Here is a 20239-nt window from a genome sequence, read left to right as displayed (position 1 = left end):
GTGCCAAGGGGAATAGTTCATCAGCAAATAACCGCCGGGCGCGTCATTTCTTCCCACCTCGGGCCTGAACGGAGCGAAGATGCCTATTCTGGCATCATGCTTGCAGGATTTGGCTCCAACGTCTTTCCAACGGAGCCTTCATATGCGTGCGCGCAATTCGATCCTGATGGCGGCAATGGCGCTTGCCTTGACCGCGGGCTGGCCGGCCATGTCGGCGCAAGCCGAGTCCATTGTGCGCTACGGCATTTCGATGGCCGACATTCCGCTGACCACCGGCCAGCCCGATCGCGGCGCGGGCGCCTATCAGTTCACCGCCTACACGATCTACGATCCGCTGGTTGCCTGGGAGATGGATGTTGCCGACCGGCCGGGCAAGCTGGTGCCCGGGCTTGCGACCGAATGGAAGGTCGACGACAACGACAAGACCAAATGGCGCTTCACGCTGCGCAAGGGCGTCAAATTCCACGACGGCAGCGACTTCAATGCCGACGCGGTGATCTGGAATCTCGACAAGGTGCTGAACGACAAGGCACCGCAATTCGACAAGCGGCAGAGCGCGCAGGTCAAGACCCGCCTGCCTTCGGTTGCGAGCTACGCCAAGGTCGACGATTTCACCATCGAGATCACCACCAAGACGGTCGACTCCTTCTTCCCCTATCAGATGCTCTGGTTCCTGGTCTCCAGCCCCGCGCAATATGAAAAGCTCGGCAAGGACTGGGACAAGTTCGCCAGTCAGCCCTCCGGCACCGGTCCGTTCAAGTTGACCAAGCTGGTGCCGCGTGAGCTCGCCGAACTGACGAAGAACCCGGACTATTGGGACAAGAAGCGGCTTGCGAAGGTCGACAAGATGATCCTGATTCCGATGCCGGAGGCGCTGACCCGGACCAACGCGCTGCTGGCCGGCCAGGTCGACCTGATCGAAACGCCGGCGCCCGACGCCGTGCCGCAGCTCAAGGCCGCCGGCATGCGGATCGTCGACAACGTGACGCCGCATGTCTGGAACTATCACTTGAGCGTGCTGCCGGGCTCGCCATGGACCGACATCCGCCTGCGCAAGGCGCTCAACCTCGCGATCGACCGCGACGCGGTGGTTGGACTGATGAACGGCCTCGCCAAGCCCGCCAAGGGCCAGGTCGATCCGTCGAGCCCGTGGTTCGGCAAGCCGACGTTCGAACTGAAATACGACCTCGCGGCCGCGAAGAAGCTGGTGGAGGAAGCCGGCTATTCGAAGGATAAGCCGCTGAAGACGACGTTCATCATCGCCCAGGGCGGCACCGGGCAGATGCTGTCGCTGCCGATGAACGAGTTCCTGCAGCAGAGCTTCAAGGAGATCGGCATCGACATCGACTTCAAGGTGGTCGAGCTCGAGACATTATATACGCACTGGCGCAAGGGCGCGGCGGACGAGATGAATGCCGGCATCACCGCCAACAACATCGCCTATGTCACGTCGGATCCGCTCTACGCCATCGTGCGGTTCTTCCACTCCGGCCAGGTGGCGCCGGTCGGCGTCAACTGGGGCGGCTACAAGAACCCGAAGGTCGATGCGCTGATCGACGAGGCCAAGCAGACCTTCGATTCCGCCAAACAGGATGCGCTGCTGGCGCAGGCGCACGCGCTGATCGTCGACGATGCCGCGCTGGTGTGGGTGGTGCACGACACCAATCCGCACGCGCTGTCGCCGAAGGTGAAGACCTTCGTGCAGGCGCAGCACTGGTTCCAGGATCTGACCCAGATCGGGCTGGAATAGACATTCCATCGTCGTCCCGGCCTAGTGCGCAATTGCGCACGGGAGCCGGGACCCATACGCCGCGGCCGCCGCAATGGGCACGCGGCGAGACGATCTTCCGTCAACGACCATTCGTGGTTATGGGTCCCGGCCTTCGCCGGGACGACAGCGGGCTTGCGGCGTCTATTTCGTCGTCAACGCGAATGCGCCGTTCCAGTCGTCGGGCGGCGGCTCCTTCTGGAAGGCGTGGATGCGCGCCTCGTAGAGGCGGTAGAGATGTTGCAGCGTCTGCGCCTCGTCGGTCTTGCGGCCGCGTTCGATCGCGCCGAGCGCGCCGTCCCAATCGCGGCCGCGGTAGCACGCGAGCATCTCGATGGTCAGGTTGCGCAGCCGCTGGAAACGGCCGGAGCTCGCGACATCCTCGCGGCCGGCAATCGCATAGATCACCTCGGGCTCCTTCTTGCCCTTGACCATGATGAAATCGAGCTCGAGGATCGCAAACTTCTCCTTCACCGCAAGCGCAGTCTTCGATCCCACGATGATCGGGAAGCCGTATTCCTTGGACTGTCCCTCGAGCCGCGAGGCCAGATTGACGCTGTCGCCGAACACCGAATAGTCGAAGCGCACATCGGAGCCCATATTACCGACCACGCAGGAGCCGGTGTTGAGACCGACACCGATGTTGAGCGGCACATAGACGTGGCCGCCGTCCTTCGCTTCCTGCTCGCGCTCACGGTTGAGGTCGTCGACGCGCTCCAGCATGTCGAGCGCCGCATCGCAGGCGTTGAGCTGGTGCTGCTTGTCATCGAGCGGCGCGTTCCAGAACGCCATGATGGCGTCGCCCATATATTTGTCGATGGTGCCCTTGCGGGCGAGGATCGCGTTGGAAAGCGGAGTAAGGAAGCGGTTCATCAGCGCCGTGAGGCCCTGCGGATTGCTCTTGTAGGTTTCCGAGATCGAGGTGAAGCCGCGCATGTCCGAGAACATGATGGTCATCTCGCGTTCCTCGCCGCCGAGCACCAGCCGCTCTGGCGACTGCGCCAGCTGCTCGACCAGCGCCGGCGACATGTACTGCACGAATTGCGACCTGATCTGTCGACGCTGCTGCTGCTCGCGCACGAAGGCGGAGAAGATCAGCGTGAGATAGATCGCCGTGGTCGACATCAGCGGATAGGTGAAGTCGATCAGCAGCCGGTGCTGGGAATAGAAATACCAGGAGGTGCCGATCAGCACTGAGGCAAACATTCCGCCGACGGCGACCAACGTGATCGGACCGAACTTCGGCGCGAAGGCGATGACAAGGAGCCCCATGATCAGCGCGGCGAAGAACTCGATGCCGATGCCGTAATTCGGCTGCGAAACGACATCGCCGGTCAGCGCGCTCTCCAGCACCTGGGCGTGAACCTCGACACCGGGCATCGCCGGCGTCACCGGCGTCGTCTTGATGTCGTTCAGCCCGGTTGCTGAGGTGCCGATCACGATCAGCTTGCCGGCAATTCGGTCCGGTGAGACGCGCCCGTCCAGCACATCGACCGCCGAGACATAGATCGAGGGATCGCGACGGGCGTAGTGGATCCAGAGTTGGCCGTGGAGATCGGTCGGGATCGCAAAGCCCTTGAGACCCAGGCTCTTGATACCGGCCTTGTCGGCCTTGATCAGGATCGTGCCGGAGCCGCTCGCCACCCGCAGCATCTCGAAGCTCAGCGACGGCATGGTGATGCCCTGCGCCACCATGATCATCGGCACGCGCCTGACGATGCCGTCGCGCTCCGGCCTGATCGTGAACAGGCCGCGCCCGGCAGCAGCCTCCTCGAGCACCGGCACGTTGCGCAGCAACCCCGGGAACATGTACATGAAAGGCTGCGGCTCCTCACCGAGCATCGCAAGTCCGGTGACCGGAAGCTTTTCGTTGAGGTCGGCGCGCACGTTGGGCCCGCCGGATTCGCCGAGCACCACCCGCGAGTTCTTGATGGCTTCGGCCATGATGCTGTCGTTGCTCGGCAGCTGCCGCAGCCTGGCGCGCATCTCCTCATCGAGGCTGCTGAACGTATCGGCGGCGATATCGGGGTTGAGACGATCCGGCTCGGAGAACACCGCGTCGAACGCGATCACCACGGCGCCGAGCCGGGTGAGATTGGTGACGATGTCGGCGAGCCGGGTCCGCGGCCACGGCCACTGTCCGAGCCGGGGATCGGCGAGGCTCTTTTCATCGATGTCGACAATGGTGACCGGCCGCGCCGTCTTCTGGCGCGGTTGCAGCGCCTGGAATGTGTCAAACGTCCTGACGCGAAGCTCCTGGACTGGAGCCGGATCCACGATCCGCAGCGCAGCAATGCCGATCAACAGCGCCACGCAGACCAGCCGCGCATAGCCGAAGCGCCGTGCGAACCACCTGCGTATCGCCTTCAGCCGTTTCATGCCATCTGGATATCACGCGCGCAGAATTGTTCCAATCGAGCAAGCATGCGCAGTGCACAATCAGCCGGACCGGCCCCCCGGCGGCACGGCCGGGCGTCCGTCACGTAAAATGAATAATGAAGTCGTTCTGGGACAGGCTCGCCTTCGCGACATTGTGCAATGTGATCGTGTCTGCGCTGTCGATCGTGATCAGCGTGTCCTCTGAATTGGTCGGCGATGTCGCAACATGCTGATCGAACCAGGTGCTGAAGGTGCTTGCCGAGACGACCGTGGACAGGTCGATCTGGTCCTGGCCTGGCGTGAAGTTCAGGATCGTGTCGTGGTTGAAGTTCGGCGCAAACACGAACTTGTCCTGATAACCCGACCCGAAGAACACGTCCTTGTCGCTGGTCCCGGTCAGCATCACGGGCTCGGGCCGATCCTGTTGGACGTTGAAGATCAGGTTGACCGTATCGGTTGCGCCATGGCCGTCGGTCACGGAAAGCGCGATCGTGTCGGTCGCTGGAGCTGTCTGGCCGGGGTTGTAAACGAGGCCCGACGATCCAAGCGCGGTGTTGATGCTGGAGAGAAGCCCCTCCTGCGACGAAGGCGCAACGCTGCTGCCCGCACCGGGCGTCGTCGCCGCGGCCATGGTGAAGGTCTCGTCGGCCGTCACATCGGCGTCCGTCACGGTCAGGCCGGAGATCGTCTCGGTCCCGTTGGGATGTTCGGTGATACTGACGTTGTCGGTGTGGATCACGGGCGCGTCGTTGGCGCCGATCACGTCGATCGTCAGCTTCGCGGTCCCGACGGCGCCATGCGCGTCGATCGTCTCCACATCGAACGTGTCGGCATAGGTGCCCTTGCCCAAGGCGTTGATCGCGGCAGCATCGGGAACATAGCTGTAGGTGCCGTCCGGGTTGACGGTCAGCGAGCCGTAGAGGCCCGCGATCTGCGTGACCGCAGTGTGGTCCGAATTGAGCGCGGCATAAGTCAGCGTCGCGGTTTCGCCATGGTCGACGTCGTTGCCATGGAGCGTGCCGGTCAGCGTGCCGAAAGTGTCGTTATCGGCGGTATCGGTGAGCGTGCCGGCATTGACGTCGGCGAGTATCGGCGCGTCGTTGGCGCCGTTGATCGTGATCGTCACAGGCTCGTTGATGACGCCGCCATGGTGGTCGTCGATCTGGATCGTGTAGGTCAGCGTCAGCGTCTCGCCGAGGGCGAGATAGTCGAAATTCTGGTCCGCGGCCGAGAACGTCCAGGTCGACGATCCGGTTGAACCGCCGGTCGCGTCCGTCAACGTCCCCAGCGACAGCCAGTTCAGGATCGTGGCCTCGTCGGGCAGGCCCGTGGTCGCCCCGGATTCGGCGACGCCGGTGATGGTCATGGTGTGGGTGTCGCTGAGATCCACATCGGTGAAGGTCACGGTGCCGGATGCGCTGTCCAGCGTCGATGAACCGGTCGTATCGGGTTGTTCGGGGATGATGGCCGCCTGAGGCGCCGACGTGACGATCGGCGCGTCATTGCTGCCGGTAATCGTGATCGTCACCGGTTGGCTGATCACGCCGCCATGATGGTCATTGACCTCGACCGTATAGGTCAGCGTCAGTGCCTCACCGTCGGCAAGAAAATCGAAATTGCGGTCGGCGGCCGAGAAGGTCCAGGCCTGGGATCCGGCAACCCCGCCGGTCGAATCGGTCAGCGTCCCCAGCGAGAGCCAGTTCAGAATCGTGGACTCGTCCTCAGGCAGGCCTGTGGTCGTTCCGGATTCCGCGACGCCGGTGATGGACACGATGTGGGTGTCGCCGAGATCGACGTCGGCAAATGTCACCGCGCCCTGGGCCACGTCGAGCTTGATCGATCCGGTCTCGCCGATCATCTCGGGGACCGTGGCGGTCGGCGGCTCCGACGTGAACGTCGGCACGTCGTTGGTGCCCGTGATGGTGATGGTGACGGGCTGGGTGACGACACCGCCGTGGTGGTCGTCGACCTGGATCAGGTAAGTCAGCGTCAACGTCTCGCCGACAGCGAGATAGTCGAAATTCCTGTCGGCGGCCGAGAAAGTCCAGGCGCGCGATCCGGTTACGCCGCCGGTCGAATCCGTCAGCGTGCCGAGCGACATCCAGCCCAGTATCGTCGCCTGATCGGGAAGCCCCGTGGTCACGCCCGTTTCGGTGACGCCGGCAACGGTGACGCTGTGGGTGTCGCTGAGATCGACATCGACGAAGGTCACGGTACCGGATGCGGTATCCGGCACGACCGAGCCGGTCGTCTCCTCGGCTTCAGTGATGGCGGCCGCCTGGGTCGGCGAGGTGATCACCGGCCTGTCGTCGGTGCCGACGATCGTGATGGTGACCGGCAGCGTGACGACGCCGCCCTGATGGTCGTCGATCTCGACCGTGTAGGTCAGCGTCAGCGTCTCGCCGGTGGCGAGATAGTCGAAGCTCCTGTCGGCGGCCGAGAACGTCCAGGAGCGCAATCCCGTCACGCCATCGGTCGAATCCGTCAGCGCGCCCAACGACAGCCAGCTCAGCACGGTGGCATGGCTGGCAAGTCCGGTGGTGACGCCGGCCTCGGTGACGCCGGTGATGGTGACCGTATGCGTGTCGGTCAGATCCGCATCGGTAAATGTCAGCGTGCCGTGCGCCGTATCAGGCTGGGCGGAATTCGTCGTTGCTGGGAGTTCGGTGATCGAACCGGCCTGCGCCGAGGACGTCACCACCGGGGAGTCGTTGGTGCCGGTGATCGTGATCGTGAAGGTCTTGAACGTGGTCTCGTTGTTCGGTGCGAAATTGTTATCGACGCGCGCGACATAGGCCAGCGTCAGCGTTTCTCCGGCAGCCAGGAAGTCGAACGCGCTGTCGGCAAGGTTGTAGGTCCAGGTCGCCGAACCGGCATTCTTGTTGTTCGGATCGGGCTCGAGCAGCAACGGGATCTCGACGGTCTTGATGGCCGCAAGCTGCGCTGCCGTCAGCGATGAGGTCACGTCGCTGCCGTTGGCGTCCCGGTAGCTGAACGCGGAATAGTCGACCTTCGCACTCGGTATGTCACCGACATTGAGGTCCAGCCATTTGATCTGGCCCGTCGCGGTGTCGAACAGCCCGCTTTGGGTCAGCCCCGGCCGCTCGGTAAACGCCGCGTCCTGGGTCACGACCTGCGGCGGCCCCGGGATGTGCTCGATCCTGCTGTTGGGAACGCCGCCGGCCTGAGGGCCGGTCGTGTTGACGAAGGTCAGCAGAATGATGATCGGCGCGCCACTGTCGCTGCTGGTGAGCTTGAAGCTGCTCGAGACCGGGACGACGCTGTCCGTGAAGTTGGTGGTGAGCTTGGTGTTGGGATTGTTGTTGTCCGTGAACTTCAGCGCAAAGACGTCGGAGATCAGCTTCTGCGCATCGGTCGACAGTTGCGCCGACGAGACGAAGCTGACGCTGCCCTGGCCGTTGACAATGGTCTGGGTGCCGGCCTGATCGACGGTCGCGATCGGATTGAGCGTCGTCTTGTCGAACAGGATGTAGGAGCCGGTGCTGCCATCGGGCTCGACCAGCACCTGGAATTTGGCCGGCGGCACGCCGCCGGTGCCCTGCACGTCGAAATCGATCTCGACCAGCACCGCGGTGCCGCGGATGCCCATGGTCGCGACCGGCGTATCGACCTTCATGTCGCCGTGCTTGGCGGTCGCGCCGGCCACGAAGGAGATCGTGCCCGAGACCAGACTCATCAGCGACGTATTGCTCGACCCGTTCGGGTCGTAGATCATTTCGTTCAGCACCATCTTGGCGTTCGGGCCGAGACCGAACACGGTGCCGTCGATGAAGGTGATGCCGAGCGTCGAGTCGCCGCCGGATTGCACCACGTCACCCTTGTTGACGTTATCGCCCTGGTTCAGGACGATCGCGACGCCGTTGCGGATGGCCGTCGCGTTCCCGGTCAGCTTGGTGACATGGCCGATGACCTTGGCCGGCTCCGCCGCGCCGCCGGCCTGGGCATATTGAGTATAGCCGGTGAGTGCGCTGACGAGATCGCCGGTGAGATGCGCGCCGTCAGGCGACGCCAGCGGCGCGCGCTTCTCGCCCTTGAAATAGTCGTGCAGGACGAGTTCCCGATCGTCCTTCGCGATGACGAGGTCGAGCCCGGCCCGCTTGAAGTCGCCGGTGAACAGCAATTGCCCGTCGTCGACGATGATCGCGCCGGGCGGAGCATGCGTGGAAACGCTGTCGACGTGCACGTATCCACGGGCATAAGCGTCCGTGTTCGGCAACAGGCCGTCGAATTTCTCGACAAAGTTCACTGCGGATCACCGCACGAGAGTTAATATTGTTAAAATATCCGAATGATTATGTCTGCATATCATCGGATAAAGCTTGGCGAAACCACTCTGTGCTTGCGCAAGGTGGCCCTGTTGTGCGGTTTGACTGGATGTGACTTGGCTCACGCTGTGAAGAGCCGTGTAGTTCGGATTCGTTTGACGGTACCATAAGGTGGGATTCAAGCCAAGATACGTACTGAGCCACGTATTCGTGGTATTGATTGGCATTTCTGTACTTGCCTCTATTTCCCCTTAGCCCAGAGCGGGCATTTGACCCCAATTTCCCGGCCAAAGCTGTGACTTAGCTTACAAATCACAGCAGTCCCGTGCGCGGACCGGCCGGGTTAACCAGAGGGCAAGGATGAGTTGCAAAGCAGTGGAAAAAGGTTCGCCGCTTCCTTTCACAAACCGGTAAAGTTTTCGGAACCCCAAGCAGGCGCCCTTTAGCCTCTTCCCCTGATTCCCCACATCTTAAGTCGATTCGAAGGGATCGTTCGCCATGCTGCCCGGCATGAAACGATCCGGTCGCGTGCGCGGCGCAATGTCCACCCGCCGAAGAGCGGATAGGGGGTGTCAGATGAGATTCTCGCTTCGCCCGCTTGCGCTGCGCGCCGTCATGCTGGGCTTCGGCCTGGCCCTGGCCGCGCCGGTTGCCGAGCTCAATGCCGCTTCGCTGCTTTCGCCCGGTCCGGCGACGCTGATCAGAAAATCGACCGAGCCGTTCGGCCTGACGACCAGCCTGCTTGCCGACGGCGGCCTGCACGACAAATGGCTCGGCGTGCAGCGCCAGCTCGCCGACGAATTGGAGCAACTGGCAGCCTGCGAGAGCGACCGCGCCGGCTGCGCGTCGCCGGCGGCGCTGCGATTCCTGGCGATCATCGATGCCGGACGGGCGCGTCAGGGTCGCGCCCGGCTCGGCGAGATCAACCGCGCGATCAACCTTGCGATCCGTCCGGGCAGCGATCTTGCGGCCTATGGCGAGCCCGACGTCTGGGCGACGCCGCTCGCCACCTTCGCCCGCGGCAGCGGCGACTGCGAGGACTATGCGATCGCGAAACTCGTGGCGCTGCGCAAGGCCGGCGTGGCGCCGGAAGATCTGCGGATCGTCGTCCTGCATGACCTCGTCGGCGGCGAAGACCATGCGGTGCTCGCCGCGCGGCTCGACGGCCGCTGGCTGACGCTCGACAACCGCCGCATGGCGATGATCGAGGACAGCGACATCAGGAGTTTTCGGCCGACCTTCGTGATCGACCAGCACGGCGTCAGCCGCTATGTCGATGCCCCGCTCGTCGCCGAGGCCGCTTGGCGGCCGGCGGCGCGTACGAACTAAGAGCCGGCCAGACATACTTTCCGTCATTGCGAGCGAAGCGAAGCAATCCATCCCTCCGCGGAAAGATGGATTGCTTCGTCGCTCGCTCCTCGCAATGACGAGTGAATCCAGATGAGCGACTACCCTTCAGAACATCAGATTATCCTTCACCAGCACCCAGCGGCCGCCCTTGACCTGCTGCACCTGGGTGATGGTGTTGGCGAGATGATCCGTCTTGGAGAACTTGGTCGGCGGCGAGCTGAAGATGTCGAGGAATTTGTCGCCTGACTCCAGCGAGTCCAGCATCTTCTGGCCGGAGAGATCCTTGCCCGCCTTCTGGGCGTAGAAGGCGAAGGTCATCACCGCGTTGTAGCCGATGATCGCCTGGGTGTTGGCGTCGGTGTTGAACATCTTCTTGTAGTTCACCAGCCAGTCCTTCACCTTGCCCTTGGCCGTGTCCTCGTAGGGAATCTCGAAGCCCGAGGCCGCATAGAGCCCTTCGACGGCTTCCTTGCCGAGCGCCGGCACTTCGAGCACGTTGGTCGGGGTGGCGCCGAGGAAGGTCACGTCCCAGCCGAGCTTCTTGGCCTCGTTCATCGCGCCGATGGTCTCGCGGATCACGGTGCCGAGCACCACGAGGTCGCAGCCGTCGGCCTTCATCTTGGCGACCTGCGCCGAGAAGTCGGAGGCGCCGCGCTTGTAGCTCGTGACCGAGGCCGGCTGCACCTTCATCGCGCCAAGCTGCTGGGTAAAGCCTTCGAGCACGTTTTTGCCGTACTCGTCATCCTGATGCATGATGCAGGGCTTCTTGAAGTTCTTCCACTCCATCATGTATTTGAGCGCGGCGCGCGTGCTCTCGACATAGGGCAGGAGGTTGTTGAACTTCAGCCGCTCCTGCGGCTTGGCGGGATCGAACTTGAAGGTGAATTCGGCGGCCGTCAGCGGGAACAGCTGCAGCACGCCGGCGTCGAACAGGACGTCCTGCGCGGCGAGCACGGTCGGCGAGCCCATCGGGCCGATCATCGCGAACACCTTGTCGCGCTCGACCATCTTCTGCGAGGCCAGCACCGCCTTCTTCGGATCGTAGCCGTTGTCCTCCAGGATCATCTTGATCTTGCGGCCGTTGATGCCGCCGCCGGCGTTGATCTCCTCAACCGCCATCTTCATGCCGTTGGACACCGGAACGCCCCAGACCTTGATCGGGCCGGACAAGTCCTGATGCGTTCCGATCACGATCTCGGTCGGCGAGATGCCTTCATTGGTGACCTTGGTCTGGGCTGCGGCCGGCAGACAGGTCAGCGCCAGCGCACTCACCGCAAGGCCCAGCGCCTTCAGCGATTTCGACATTGCAGTCTCCTCCTTACATGGCCCATGTTAAGCGAAGGGTCGGGCCTGCTCGCTCCTTCGCCAATTTCTTTCTCCTCGGCTATGCCACCGCGCGTTCGCCATACATGGCGGCGATCTCGGCCGCGTAGCGCTTGTTCACGAAGCTGCGCTTCAGCTTCATGGTCGGCGTCAGCTCCTCGTCCTCGGGCGTGAGCTGGCGCTCGATCAGATAGAATTTCTTGACGGTCTCGACGCGCGCGAACTTGACGTTGACCGCCTCGACCTCGCGCTGGATCAGATCCTGGATTTCGCGTGCGCGGCACAGGCTCGCGTAATTGGTGAAGGGGATGTCGTGGTCCTGGGCGTATTTCTCGACATTCTCCTGGTCGATCATGATCAGGCAGGTGAGATACGGCCGCTTGTCACCGATCACGACCGCATCCGAGACATAGGGTGAGAACTTGAGCTGGTTCTCGATCTCGGACGGCGTGATGTTCTTGCCGCCGGAGGTGATGATGATGTCCTTCATCCGGTCGGTGATCTTGACATAGCCTTCATTGTCGATCGTCCCCACGTCGCCGGTGTGCAGCCAGCCTTTGGCGTCGATCGTCTCGGCGGTCCTCTCCGGCTGGTTGAGATAGCCCATGAACAGGAAATCGCCCTTGATCAGGATCTCGCCCTTCGGGCAGATCATCACCTCGCCCCAGGGCGCGGCCTTGCCGACCGAGCCGAGCTTGATGCGATCCGCCGGCATCATGGTCGCGACGCCGCAATTCTCGGTCTGGCCGTAGACCTCGCGCATGTCGATGCCGAGCGCGAGATACCAGCGGATCAGATCCGGCGAGATCGGCGCGGCGCCGGTCAGCGCAATCCGGCAGCGGTCGAGCCCGAGCATGCGGCGGATGTTGCGGAACACCAGCCAATAGGCCGCGCGGTTGGCGAGCCGCAGCGACAAGGGCGGCGTCTCGCCCTGCAGCCGACACTCGGTCATCCGGTTGCCGATCGCGAGCGCGCGGGCATACATCCAGTTCTGGAACGGGGTCGCATCCTTCAGCGCGATGGTGATGCCGGAATAGAACTTCTCCCAGATCCGGGGCACCGCGAGGAATGCGGTCGGCTGCACCTCGCGAAGATTGTCCGGCACCGTCTCCGGGCTCTCGGCGAAATTCATCACCGATCCCAGCGCAAGCGAGAGGTAATAGCCGCCGACCCGCTCGGCGACGTGGCAGAGCGGCAGAAACACCAGCCGCTCCTCGCTGTCGGTCGAGGGGTAGAGATCGTTGGCGTGGCGCATCTGGTGCGTCACGCTGCGGTTGGAGTGCATCGCGCCCTTGGGCGGGCCCGTGGTGCCGGAGGTGTAAACCAGGATCGCGAGATCGGAGGCGGTGCGGCTGCCGGTCATCTCGTCCCACAGCGCCGGATTGCCCCAGGCATGATTGCGGCCGAGCGACGTGAATTCCGCGAGCGACAGCACCATCGGATCGGAGAAGCCGGAGAGGCCCTCCATGTCGAACACGACGATCCTCTCCAGCGTCGGACAGCGCGACCGGCAGGTCAGCACCTTGTCGAGCTGCTCCTCATCCTCGACGAAGATCACCCGCGTGCGGGAATCATTGATGAGGTATTCGACCTGCGCGGCCGAATCGGTCGGATAGATGCCGGACGATACGCCGCCGGCGCACAGGATGCCCATGTCGGCGTAGACCCATTCCGGCACCGCGTTGGCGATGATCGAGCCAACGTCGCCGGGACGGAAGCCTGTGGCATGCAGGCCGTAGGAGATGTCCTTGGAGATCTGCAGCCATTCGCGCCAGCTGGTCGGTTGCCAGATGCCGAACTTCTTCTCGCGGATCGCGGGCCTGTCGCCACGCGTTTGAACCGCGAGCAGAAAGCTCCTCGCGATCGTGTCGGCAACCGTCAGCACCGCTGGTCCGGCCATGCGCGCTCCCTCCTCTGCCGCCCGTCTCACGCGCCGGCTTGTGTTGCCGGTCTTGTTGGCGAAGCGGGCCTGAAATCTAGCTCCAACTCTCGTTCAGTGCCAAACCTTCCTCGGCGCCATTGCCAGCGCCCAGTCATTCTCAACGCCACGTCTTCTTCTTTTTCCAGCGCCGCTCGCCGCGCGCACCGGCTTCCTTGGCGCCGAGGTAGAACTCCTGGATATCGGGTGAATTCATCAGCCGCTCGCAGCTGTCGTTCATGACGACGCGGCCGATCTCCAGCACATAGCCGTAATGCGCCGTCTCCAGCGCGATCTTGGCATTCTGCTCGACCAGCAGGATCGACATGCCCTGCTCCTCATTGACGCGGCGGATGATGGTGAAGATCTCCTTCACCAGGATCGGCGACAGCCCGAGCGACGGCTCATCGAGCAACAGCAGCGTCGGCCGGTTCATCAGCGCCCGCCCGATCGCCAGCATCTGCTGCTCGCCGCCCGAAAGCTGCCCGGCCGGCTGGCCGAGCCGCTCCCTTAACCGCGGAAAATAGCCGTAGACGCGCTCGAGGTCCTGCGCCACACCGTCGCGGTCCTTGCGCAGATAGGCGCCCATCATCAGGTTTTCGCGCACCGACAGGAACGGAAACACCTCGCGCCCCTCCGGCACGTGGCTCAGCCCGAGCCTCACGATCCGGTCGGCCTCCATGCGCTGGATCGGCTTGCCGAGGAATTCGATCGAGCCCTTCTGCGGGTCGAGGATGCCGGAGATCGTCTTCAGGACCGTGGTCTTGCCGGCGCCGTTGGCGCCGAGCAGCGTCACGATCCGGCCGCGCGGCACCTCGAGGCTGATGCCGCGGATCGCCATGATCGGCCCGTAATAGCTTTCGATGTTGGAGAGTTTCAGGATGATGTCCGCTGTGCTCATGGCATCATCCTCATGCGCCGAGATACGCTGCGACGACGTCGGGATGGTGCTGCACCTCGGACGGCGAGCCCATCGCCAGCACGCGGCCGTAGTTCAGCGCGATGACGCGGTCGGAGACGCGGTTGACCAGCGTCATGTCGTGCTCGACCATCAGCACGGTGATGCCGAGCTCGCTCTTCATGTCGCGGATCCAGAACGACATGTCGTCGGTCTCCTCGACATTGAGGCCGGAGGACGGTTCGTCGAGCAGGATCAGCTTCGGCTCCGAGCACAGCGCCCGCGCCAGCTCGATCACCTTGCGCACGCCGTAAGGCAGTCCCGAGATCAGCTTGTCGCGGTAGGGCTCGAGATCGAGGAACTCGATCACCTGCTCGACGCGGCGGCGATGCGCCTTCTCGCCGGCACGAACGCTCGGCAGGAACAACAGTTCCTGCCACAGCCGGGTGGTGGAATGGCGATGGCGGCCGACCAGGAGATTGCTCAGCACGGTCGCGTTCTCGAACAGCTCGATGTTCTGGAAGGTGCGGGCGATGCCGAGTTTCGCGATATCGTAGGCCGGCTCCTGGGTGATGTCCTGATCCTCGAAGAAGATCTTGCCGGAGGTCGGCGGATAGATCCGCGAGATCAGGTTGAAGATCGAGCTCTTGCCGGCGCCGTTGGGCCCGATGATCGAGAGGATCTCGCCCTTCTCGACCGCGAAGCTGACCGCATCGACCGCCTTGAGGCCACCGAAGTGCAGCGACAGGTTCTCGGCGCGGAAATAGCTCATCTGTTCCGCTCCGATTTCACGTAGATCTTCTGCCGCTTGAAGGTTGCGCGCTTGTAGAGCGGGAACAGCTGGAAGAAGAGCTTGATCTTGAGCCAGCGGCCGTAGAGTCCGAGCGGTTCAAACAGCACGAACAGCACGATGATGATGCCGTAGATCGCGCCTTTCAGTCCGTTGGCGGAGGCGAAGGCTGCGACCGCGTCCTGGATATGGCCCGCGCGCTCGGTGCCGGCGCCGAGGGTGGCAGCAATGCCGCCGATCACGCCGGGCATATCGTCCTTCAGATAGGTCAGGAACGGATCGATCATGACCAGGAAGATCGCGCCCAGCACCGCACCGTGCAGGCTGAACGTGCCGCCGATCAGGATCACGATGATGAACTCGATCGAAAGCTGCAGCGTGAACATCTCGGGCGAGATGAAGGACAGCTTGTGCGCGAACAGCACGCCGGCAAAGCCGGTGATCGCCGCCGAGATCGCGAACGACTTCACCTTATAGAGCGCGACATTGATGCCCATGCTGCGCGCCGCGGTCTCGCTGTCGCGGATCGCGACAAAGGCGCGCCCGGTCGGCGAGCGCAGCAGATTGAGCGTGCCGACGATGGTCAGCACCAGCACCGCAAGGCAGAGGTAATAGAAGGTCGGGCCGTCGCGCGACACCGTGGTGCCGAGCAGCTGCATGGTCTTGACCCGCATGCCCTCATTGCCGTTGGTGACGCCTTCCCAGCGCGCCAGGATCTCCTCGACGATGAACGCAAAGGAGATCGTCGCGATCACCAGATAGATGCCCTGCAGCCGCAGCGCCGGAAACCCGACCAGCGCGCCGACCACGCCGGTCAACAACCCCGCGGCGAGGAAGTAGACCGGAAACGGCACATTGAACTGCTGCAGATAGGCCGCGGTATAGGCGCCGATCGCAAGAAACGCGGCATGGCCGAGCGAGGCCTGTCCGGTGAAGCCGGTCAGGATCAAGAGCCCGACGCCGACGGTCGCGTAGATGCAGACGAAGACCAGCTGGCTCATCAGATAGCTCGAGAGCACGTAGGGCGCGATCAGCAGCACCGCCAGCAACAGGCCGTAGGAATAGATGTAGCCCGAATGCGGGAACAGCTTGATGTCGTCTTCGTAATCGGTCTTGAAGAGAAACCGCATCCGTTGCTCCTCAGACTTTCTTCCGGACGTGAAGGCCGAACAGGCCCTCGGGCTTGAGCAGCAGCACCGCGAGCAGCACGATGTAGGGCGCGACGTCCTTCCATCCCTGCGGCAGATAGAAGCCGGCCATGCTCTCGATGACGCCGATCAGGACGCCACCGACCACGGCGCCCGGGATCGAGCCGAAGCCGCCGAGCACCGCGGCCGGAAACGCCTTCAGCCCCAGCACCAGGCCGACATTGGAATGAATGAAGGTGATCGGCGCCAGCAGCACGCCGGCGCAGGTCGCGACCGCGGCCGAGATCGCCCAGACGATCGAGACCACCCGCTTGACCGGAATGCCCATGTAATAGGCAGCCAGCATGTTCTCGGAGCTGGCGCGCATCGCGGTGCCGAGCGTGGTCCGGTTGAAGAACAGATAGAGCAGCGCGCACAGGATGATGGTCGCCGCGATCACCGACAGCTTGTCGTAGGCGAGCACCAGGCTGCCGATCCGAAGCACGCCCTGGCTGAACGGCGTCTCGATCTTGAAGTCGTCGGTGCCCCAGATCATGCCGGAGACCGAGCGCAGGAAATAGCCGAGCCCGATCGTCGCCATGATGATGGAGAATTGCGGGTAGCCGAGGATCGGCCGCACCACGAGCCGCTCGGCCAGCATGCCGAACAGCGCCATGCAGATCACCGCGCCGGCGAACCCGACCCAGTAATTCAGCCCGAGCATGCCGATGAAGGTGAAGGCGAAAAAGCCGCCCAGCATCATCAAATCGCCTTGCGCGAAATTGACGACCTCGGTTGCCTTGTAGACCAGCACGAAGCCGAGCGCGATCAGGCCGTAAACGCAGCCGAGCGCGATGCCGCTGACGAGCTGCTGAACAAAGTCCAGCATCGTTCCCTCCCCGATGCCCGGCGATTCTTATCCGATCGCTCGTTGCATCCCGCCTTCACGCCCTTGTGTCTGGAGCGCCGAAAGCCGCCTATGTCCGCCCCGATTGAGCCAAAAGGCCCGATCCCTGTCAACAAACCGCTGTTGTCGCTGTATCATCACATTTGCGGAGATTTGCCGCAGCACGGACTAATACGGATATCACCTTTGATTTGCCCCGTGCGATTCACTGCACCGAAACGGTTTTTGTCCAAGCTTTGCGCAACCGACGAGCGAAATTCCGGATCGCCACCCCGCCATGACACCTGAACTGTCCGCACTCGCCGTGCGAGGGTTAACCAAGCGTTTTGACCGCCCGGCGGTCGACGCGCTCGATCTCACGATCCGTGTCGGTGAGTTCTATGCGCTGCTCGGACCGAACGGCGCCGGCAAGACCACGACGCTGCGCATGGTGGCGGGGCTATTGCGGCCCGATGCCGGCTCGGTGTCGATCCTCGGCATCGACGCGCTGGCCGATCCGGTCGCCGCCAAGCAGATCATGGCCTGGGTGTCCGACGAGCCGATGATCTACGACAAGCTGACGCCGCTGGAATATCTCGAATTCGTCGCCGGCCTGTGGGGCATCGATCCGCGCACGTCGGAGAGCTCGGCGCGCGATCTTTTGGTGTCGCTCGGGCTCGAGCCGCATCTCAACGAGCGCTGCGAAGGCTTCTCCAAGGGCATACGCCAGAAGGTGGCGCTGGCCGGCGCGCTGGTGCACGATCCCCGCCTGATCATTCTCGACGAGCCGCTGACCGGCCTCGACGCGCTGTCGGCGCGTCACGTCAAGGGACTGCTGCAGAAGCGCGTCCGCGCCGGCTGCACCGTGATCATGACGACCCACATTCTCGAAGTCGCCGAGCGGATGGCCGACCGGATCGGCGTGATCGCGGCCGGCAGGCTGATCGCCGAGGGCACGCTGGCCGAGCTGCGCGCGCAGAACGGCCGCAACGACACCACCCTCGAGGACATGTTCATCGCGCTGGTCGATACCGAAGCGGCGGCCGCGTGAGCTCGGTCGCCCACCTCACCTGGTTCGCGCGGCACGAATTCCGCCTGGCGTGGCGCGAATGGCTGGCGATGATGACCGGCGGCCGTCGCCGGCGCAATCGCGCCGTGATCGGCCTTCTGATCTTCGCGGCGATCCTGCATCTGCCGGCTTATGCCGTGGTCAACCGCTATGCCGACCTGCGGTTTCCGCTCGACCCGTCGTCGCTGATCGTGCTGACCGCGACGATCTTCCTGGCCTGGGCGCTGATGCTCTCGCAGGCGATCGAGTCGGTGACGCGCGTGTTTTACGCCCGCGCCGATCTCGATCTGATCATGTCGTCGCCGGCAAAACTCACCAACATCTTCTCGATCCGGATCGCCGCGATCGCGCTGACGGTGAGCAGCATGGCGCTGTTGCTGTCGACGCCGTTCATCGACGTGCTGGTCTATCTCGGCGGCCCGCGGTGGCTCGCCGGATTCGGCGTCGTCCTTGCGATCGGGCTGTCGGCGGCAGCCGCCGCGATCGCCGTCACCGCGTTCCTGTTCCGCCTGATCGGGCCGAGCCGGACGCGGCTGGTGGCGCAGGTCGTCTCCGCCGTGATCGGCGCCGGCTTCGTCATCGCGCTGCAGGTCGTGGCCGTGCTGTCCTACGGCACGTTGTCGCGCTTTGCCTTCCTGACCTCGGAAACCGCGGCGCGAATTGCCCCCGCCCTCGGCAACCTGCTGTGGTGGCCGGCGCGGGCATCGCTTGGCGACCTCGAAATCATGATGCTGCTGCTCGCCGCGGCGCTGGTGATGCTCGGCGGCGTGATGGCGATATTCGCACCGCGGTTTGCCGATACGGTCGCCAGCGTCGCCGCCAATCCAGCTGCGGTGACGCGGGGACGCGCCCGCGCGTTCCGGGCGGGCTCGCGGCAGCAGGCGCTGCGGCGCAAGGAATTCTTGCTGCTGCGTCGCGATCCGTGGCTGCTGTCGCAGACCCTGATGCAGATGCTCTATCTGTTGCCGCCGGCGCTGATGCTGTGGCGCAGCTTCTCCGGCACGTCGACCGCGATCGTGCTGATTACGCCCGTCATCGTAATGGCCGCAGGCCAGCTCGCCGGCGGGCTCGCCTGGCTGACCATCTCCGGCGAGGACGCGCCCGATCTGGTGGCGACCGCGCCGCTGCCGCCGTCACGCGTGACCCGCGCCAAGGTCGAGGTGGTCCTGATCGCAATCGCCGTTATCTTCGCCCCGCTGGTGGCCGCGCTGGCGTTTGCCTCGCCAGGGCAGGCCGCGGTCACGGCGATCGCGATCCTCATCGCGACCGGATCCGCCGCCGCGGTCCAGCTCTGGTTCCGCGCGCAGGCCAAGCGCAGCCAGTTCCGCCGGCGCCAAACCTCCTCCCGTATCGCCACCTTCGCGGAAGCCTTCTCCTCGATCGGCTGGGCCGCAACCGCGGCGTTGGCCCTGACAATCCCGACGGCCGCGCTGGTCAGCGGCATTCTGACGCTGCTGACGCTTGCCATCGCCTGGAAGATCAGCCCGCGGCGCTAGCCTTCATCACCTCGATCACCGCCGCGGCAAACGCCTCGGGCGCTTCCTGCGGCAGATTGTGGCCGGCATGCGGAATCAGGCGATGGGCAAGGCGGCCGGTGTACTTTGCCGCGGTGCGACTGCCGTCGGTCGCGAACGTCACGCCGTCGTCGGCGCCGTCGAGCGAGATGGCGGGGACCCTGATGACAGGCAATGTGTCGAGCCGCCGCTGCAAATCCGCATATTGCGGATCCCCGTCGACAACGCCGTAACGGTGCCGATAACTGTGGATCACGACGTCGACATAATCAGGATTGTCGAACGCAACCGCGGTCCGCTCGAAGCAGGCGTCGTCGAACGCCCAGCTCGGCGACCATTGCGACCACAGGATTTTGGCGATGCCGCGCCGGTTGGCGGCGAGCCCCGCCCGCCCCCGCTCGAGCTGGAAGTAGTACTGATACCAAAGCGGCACCTCGCGATCAGGCGGCGCCGGCACCATCGCATGCGCGATGTCCTGGATCATGTAGCCGTTGGTGCAGACGAGTCCGATGCATCGTTCCGGCCACAGCGCCGCACCGATCGATGCGGCGCGGCCGCCCCAGTCATAGCCGGCGAACACCGCGCGCGCGATGCCGAGCGCGTCCATCAGCGCGATCAAGTCGGCGCCGACCGCCGCCTGCTCGCCCGAGCGCGGCGTCGCCTTGTCGCGGAACGCCGTCGGTCCGTAGCCGCGCAGATAGGGCACGATGACCCGACAGCCTTGCGCCGCCAGCATGGGCGCGACGTCCACATAGGAATGGATGTCGTAGGGGAAGCCATGCATCAGCAGCACGGCCGGCCCAATGGAGGGGCCCGCTTCGTAATAGGCGATGTTGAGCACACCGGCGTCGACATGGCGCAATGGCTCGAGCCGTTTGGTCGAAGGCGCGCGCTGCGAAGAGACGGTATCAGTCACGCAGAACTCCCTGAT

At 63.9% G+C, this 20239-nt stretch carries 13 protein-coding genes; 4 read left to right on the top strand and 9 right to left on the bottom strand.

What is annotated here, in order from left to right:
• Positions 1-142 precede the first annotated feature (142 nt).
• Positions 143-1750, top strand: a complete 1608-nt coding sequence (locus tag ACVI1L_RS16330) for an ABC transporter substrate-binding protein (protein ID WP_057020088.1) — start codon at positions 143-145, stop codon at positions 1748-1750.
• 162 nt (positions 1751-1912) lie between these two features.
• Here ACVI1L_RS16330 and ACVI1L_RS16325 read toward each other — a convergent pair whose 3' ends face one another.
• Together ACVI1L_RS16325 and ACVI1L_RS16320 are read right to left on the bottom strand one after the other, a co-directional pair.
• Complete coding sequence (locus ACVI1L_RS16325; RefSeq protein ID WP_057020089.1) at positions 1913-4147, bottom strand: CHASE2 domain-containing protein; 2235 nt, start codon at positions 4145-4147, stop codon at positions 1913-1915.
• A gap of 100 nt (positions 4148-4247) precedes the next feature.
• Positions 4248-8414 (bottom strand): VCBS domain-containing protein, encoded by a 4167-nt coding sequence (locus ACVI1L_RS16320; RefSeq protein WP_456783298.1) that lies wholly within the window; start codon positions 8412-8414, stop codon positions 4248-4250.
• A gap of 595 nt (positions 8415-9009) precedes the next feature.
• On the opposite strand from ACVI1L_RS16320, the gene ACVI1L_RS16315 reads away from it, so the two are divergent.
• Positions 9010-9762 (top strand): transglutaminase-like cysteine peptidase, encoded by a 753-nt coding sequence (locus ACVI1L_RS16315; RefSeq protein WP_456783297.1) that lies wholly within the window; start codon positions 9010-9012, stop codon positions 9760-9762.
• A 126-nt stretch (positions 9763-9888) separates the two neighbouring features.
• Here the strand turns inward: ACVI1L_RS16315 and ACVI1L_RS16310 are convergent, their stop codons facing one another.
• From ACVI1L_RS16310 to ACVI1L_RS16285, 6 genes are all read right to left on the bottom strand, one after another.
• A complete protein-coding gene (locus tag ACVI1L_RS16310) occupies positions 9889-11088 on the bottom strand; it encodes an ABC transporter substrate-binding protein (protein WP_456783296.1) in 1200 nt (399 codons plus the stop codon).
• A gap of 79 nt (positions 11089-11167) precedes the next feature.
• Entirely contained in the window at positions 11168-13006 is a 1839-nt protein-coding gene (locus ACVI1L_RS16305; RefSeq protein WP_057020092.1) for an AMP-dependent synthetase/ligase, read from the bottom strand.
• A gap of 139 nt (positions 13007-13145) precedes the next feature.
• Positions 13146-13925, bottom strand: coding sequence for an ABC transporter ATP-binding protein (locus ACVI1L_RS16300; protein ID WP_076832616.1), 780 nt, complete (start codon positions 13923-13925; stop codon positions 13146-13148).
• Positions 13926-13935: 10 nt separating this feature from the next.
• Positions 13936-14694: an ABC transporter ATP-binding protein gene (locus ACVI1L_RS16295; RefSeq protein ID WP_028336610.1), complete on the bottom strand. Its 759-nt coding sequence runs from the start codon at positions 14692-14694 to the stop codon at positions 13936-13938.
• On the bottom strand, positions 14691-15842 hold the full coding sequence (locus ACVI1L_RS16290; protein WP_229190245.1) for a branched-chain amino acid ABC transporter permease: 1152 nt from the start codon (positions 15840-15842) through the stop codon (positions 14691-14693). The genes ACVI1L_RS16295 and ACVI1L_RS16290 overlap by 4 nt, the downstream gene beginning before the upstream one ends.
• Positions 15843-15852: 10 nt before the next feature.
• Positions 15853-16728: a branched-chain amino acid ABC transporter permease gene (locus ACVI1L_RS16285; RefSeq protein ID WP_028336612.1), complete on the bottom strand. Its 876-nt coding sequence runs from the start codon at positions 16726-16728 to the stop codon at positions 15853-15855.
• A gap of 295 nt (positions 16729-17023) precedes the next feature.
• On the opposite strand from ACVI1L_RS16285, the gene ACVI1L_RS16280 reads away from it, so the two are divergent.
• Together ACVI1L_RS16280 and ACVI1L_RS16275 are read left to right on the top strand one after the other, a co-directional pair.
• On the top strand, positions 17024-17776 hold the full coding sequence (locus tag ACVI1L_RS16280; RefSeq protein ID WP_456783295.1) for an ABC transporter ATP-binding protein: 753 nt from the start codon (positions 17024-17026) through the stop codon (positions 17774-17776).
• Entirely contained in the window at positions 17773-19290 is a 1518-nt protein-coding gene (locus ACVI1L_RS16275; protein ID WP_456783294.1) for a permease, read from the top strand. Before ACVI1L_RS16280 ends, ACVI1L_RS16275 begins: the two co-directional genes overlap by 4 nt.
• Here the strand turns inward: ACVI1L_RS16275 and ACVI1L_RS16270 are convergent.
• Positions 19274-20224, bottom strand: coding sequence for an alpha/beta fold hydrolase (locus ACVI1L_RS16270; protein ID WP_057020095.1), 951 nt, complete (start codon positions 20222-20224; stop codon positions 19274-19276). The genes ACVI1L_RS16275 and ACVI1L_RS16270 overlap by 17 nt on opposite strands.
• Positions 20225-20239 lie beyond the last annotated feature (15 nt).

It is taken from the genome of Bradyrhizobium sp. USDA 4516 (assembly GCF_054055915.1).
The sequence above is the reverse complement of the archived record's forward strand: the minus strand, read 5'-3'. Positions and strand labels throughout refer to the sequence as shown.

Coding starts and splice junctions, on each gene's coding strand:
- ACVI1L_RS16325 (WP_057020089.1), bottom strand. CDS start 4,147: ATGAAACGGCTGAAGGCGATACGCAGGTGGTTCGCACGGCGCTTCGGC.
- ACVI1L_RS16305 (WP_057020092.1), bottom strand. CDS start 13,006: ATGGCCGGACCAGCGGTGCTGACGGTTGCCGACACGATCGCGAGGAGC.
- ACVI1L_RS16315 (WP_456783297.1), top strand. CDS start 9,010: ATGAGATTCTCGCTTCGCCCGCTTGCGCTGCGCGCCGTCATGCTGGGC.
- ACVI1L_RS16285 (WP_028336612.1), bottom strand. CDS start 16,728: ATGCTGGACTTTGTTCAGCAGCTCGTCAGCGGCATCGCGCTCGGCTGC.
- ACVI1L_RS16295 (WP_028336610.1), bottom strand. CDS start 14,694: ATGAGCTATTTCCGCGCCGAGAACCTGTCGCTGCACTTCGGTGGCCTC.
- ACVI1L_RS16330 (WP_057020088.1), top strand. CDS start 143: ATGCGTGCGCGCAATTCGATCCTGATGGCGGCAATGGCGCTTGCCTTG.
- ACVI1L_RS16310 (WP_456783296.1), bottom strand. CDS start 11,088: ATGTCGAAATCGCTGAAGGCGCTGGGCCTTGCGGTGAGTGCGCTGGCG.
- ACVI1L_RS16290 (WP_229190245.1), bottom strand. CDS start 15,842: ATGCGGTTTCTCTTCAAGACCGATTACGAAGACGACATCAAGCTGTTC.
- ACVI1L_RS16300 (WP_076832616.1), bottom strand. CDS start 13,925: ATGAGCACAGCGGACATCATCCTGAAACTCTCCAACATCGAAAGCTAT.
- ACVI1L_RS16280 (WP_456783295.1), top strand. CDS start 17,024: ATGACACCTGAACTGTCCGCACTCGCCGTGCGAGGGTTAACCAAGCGT.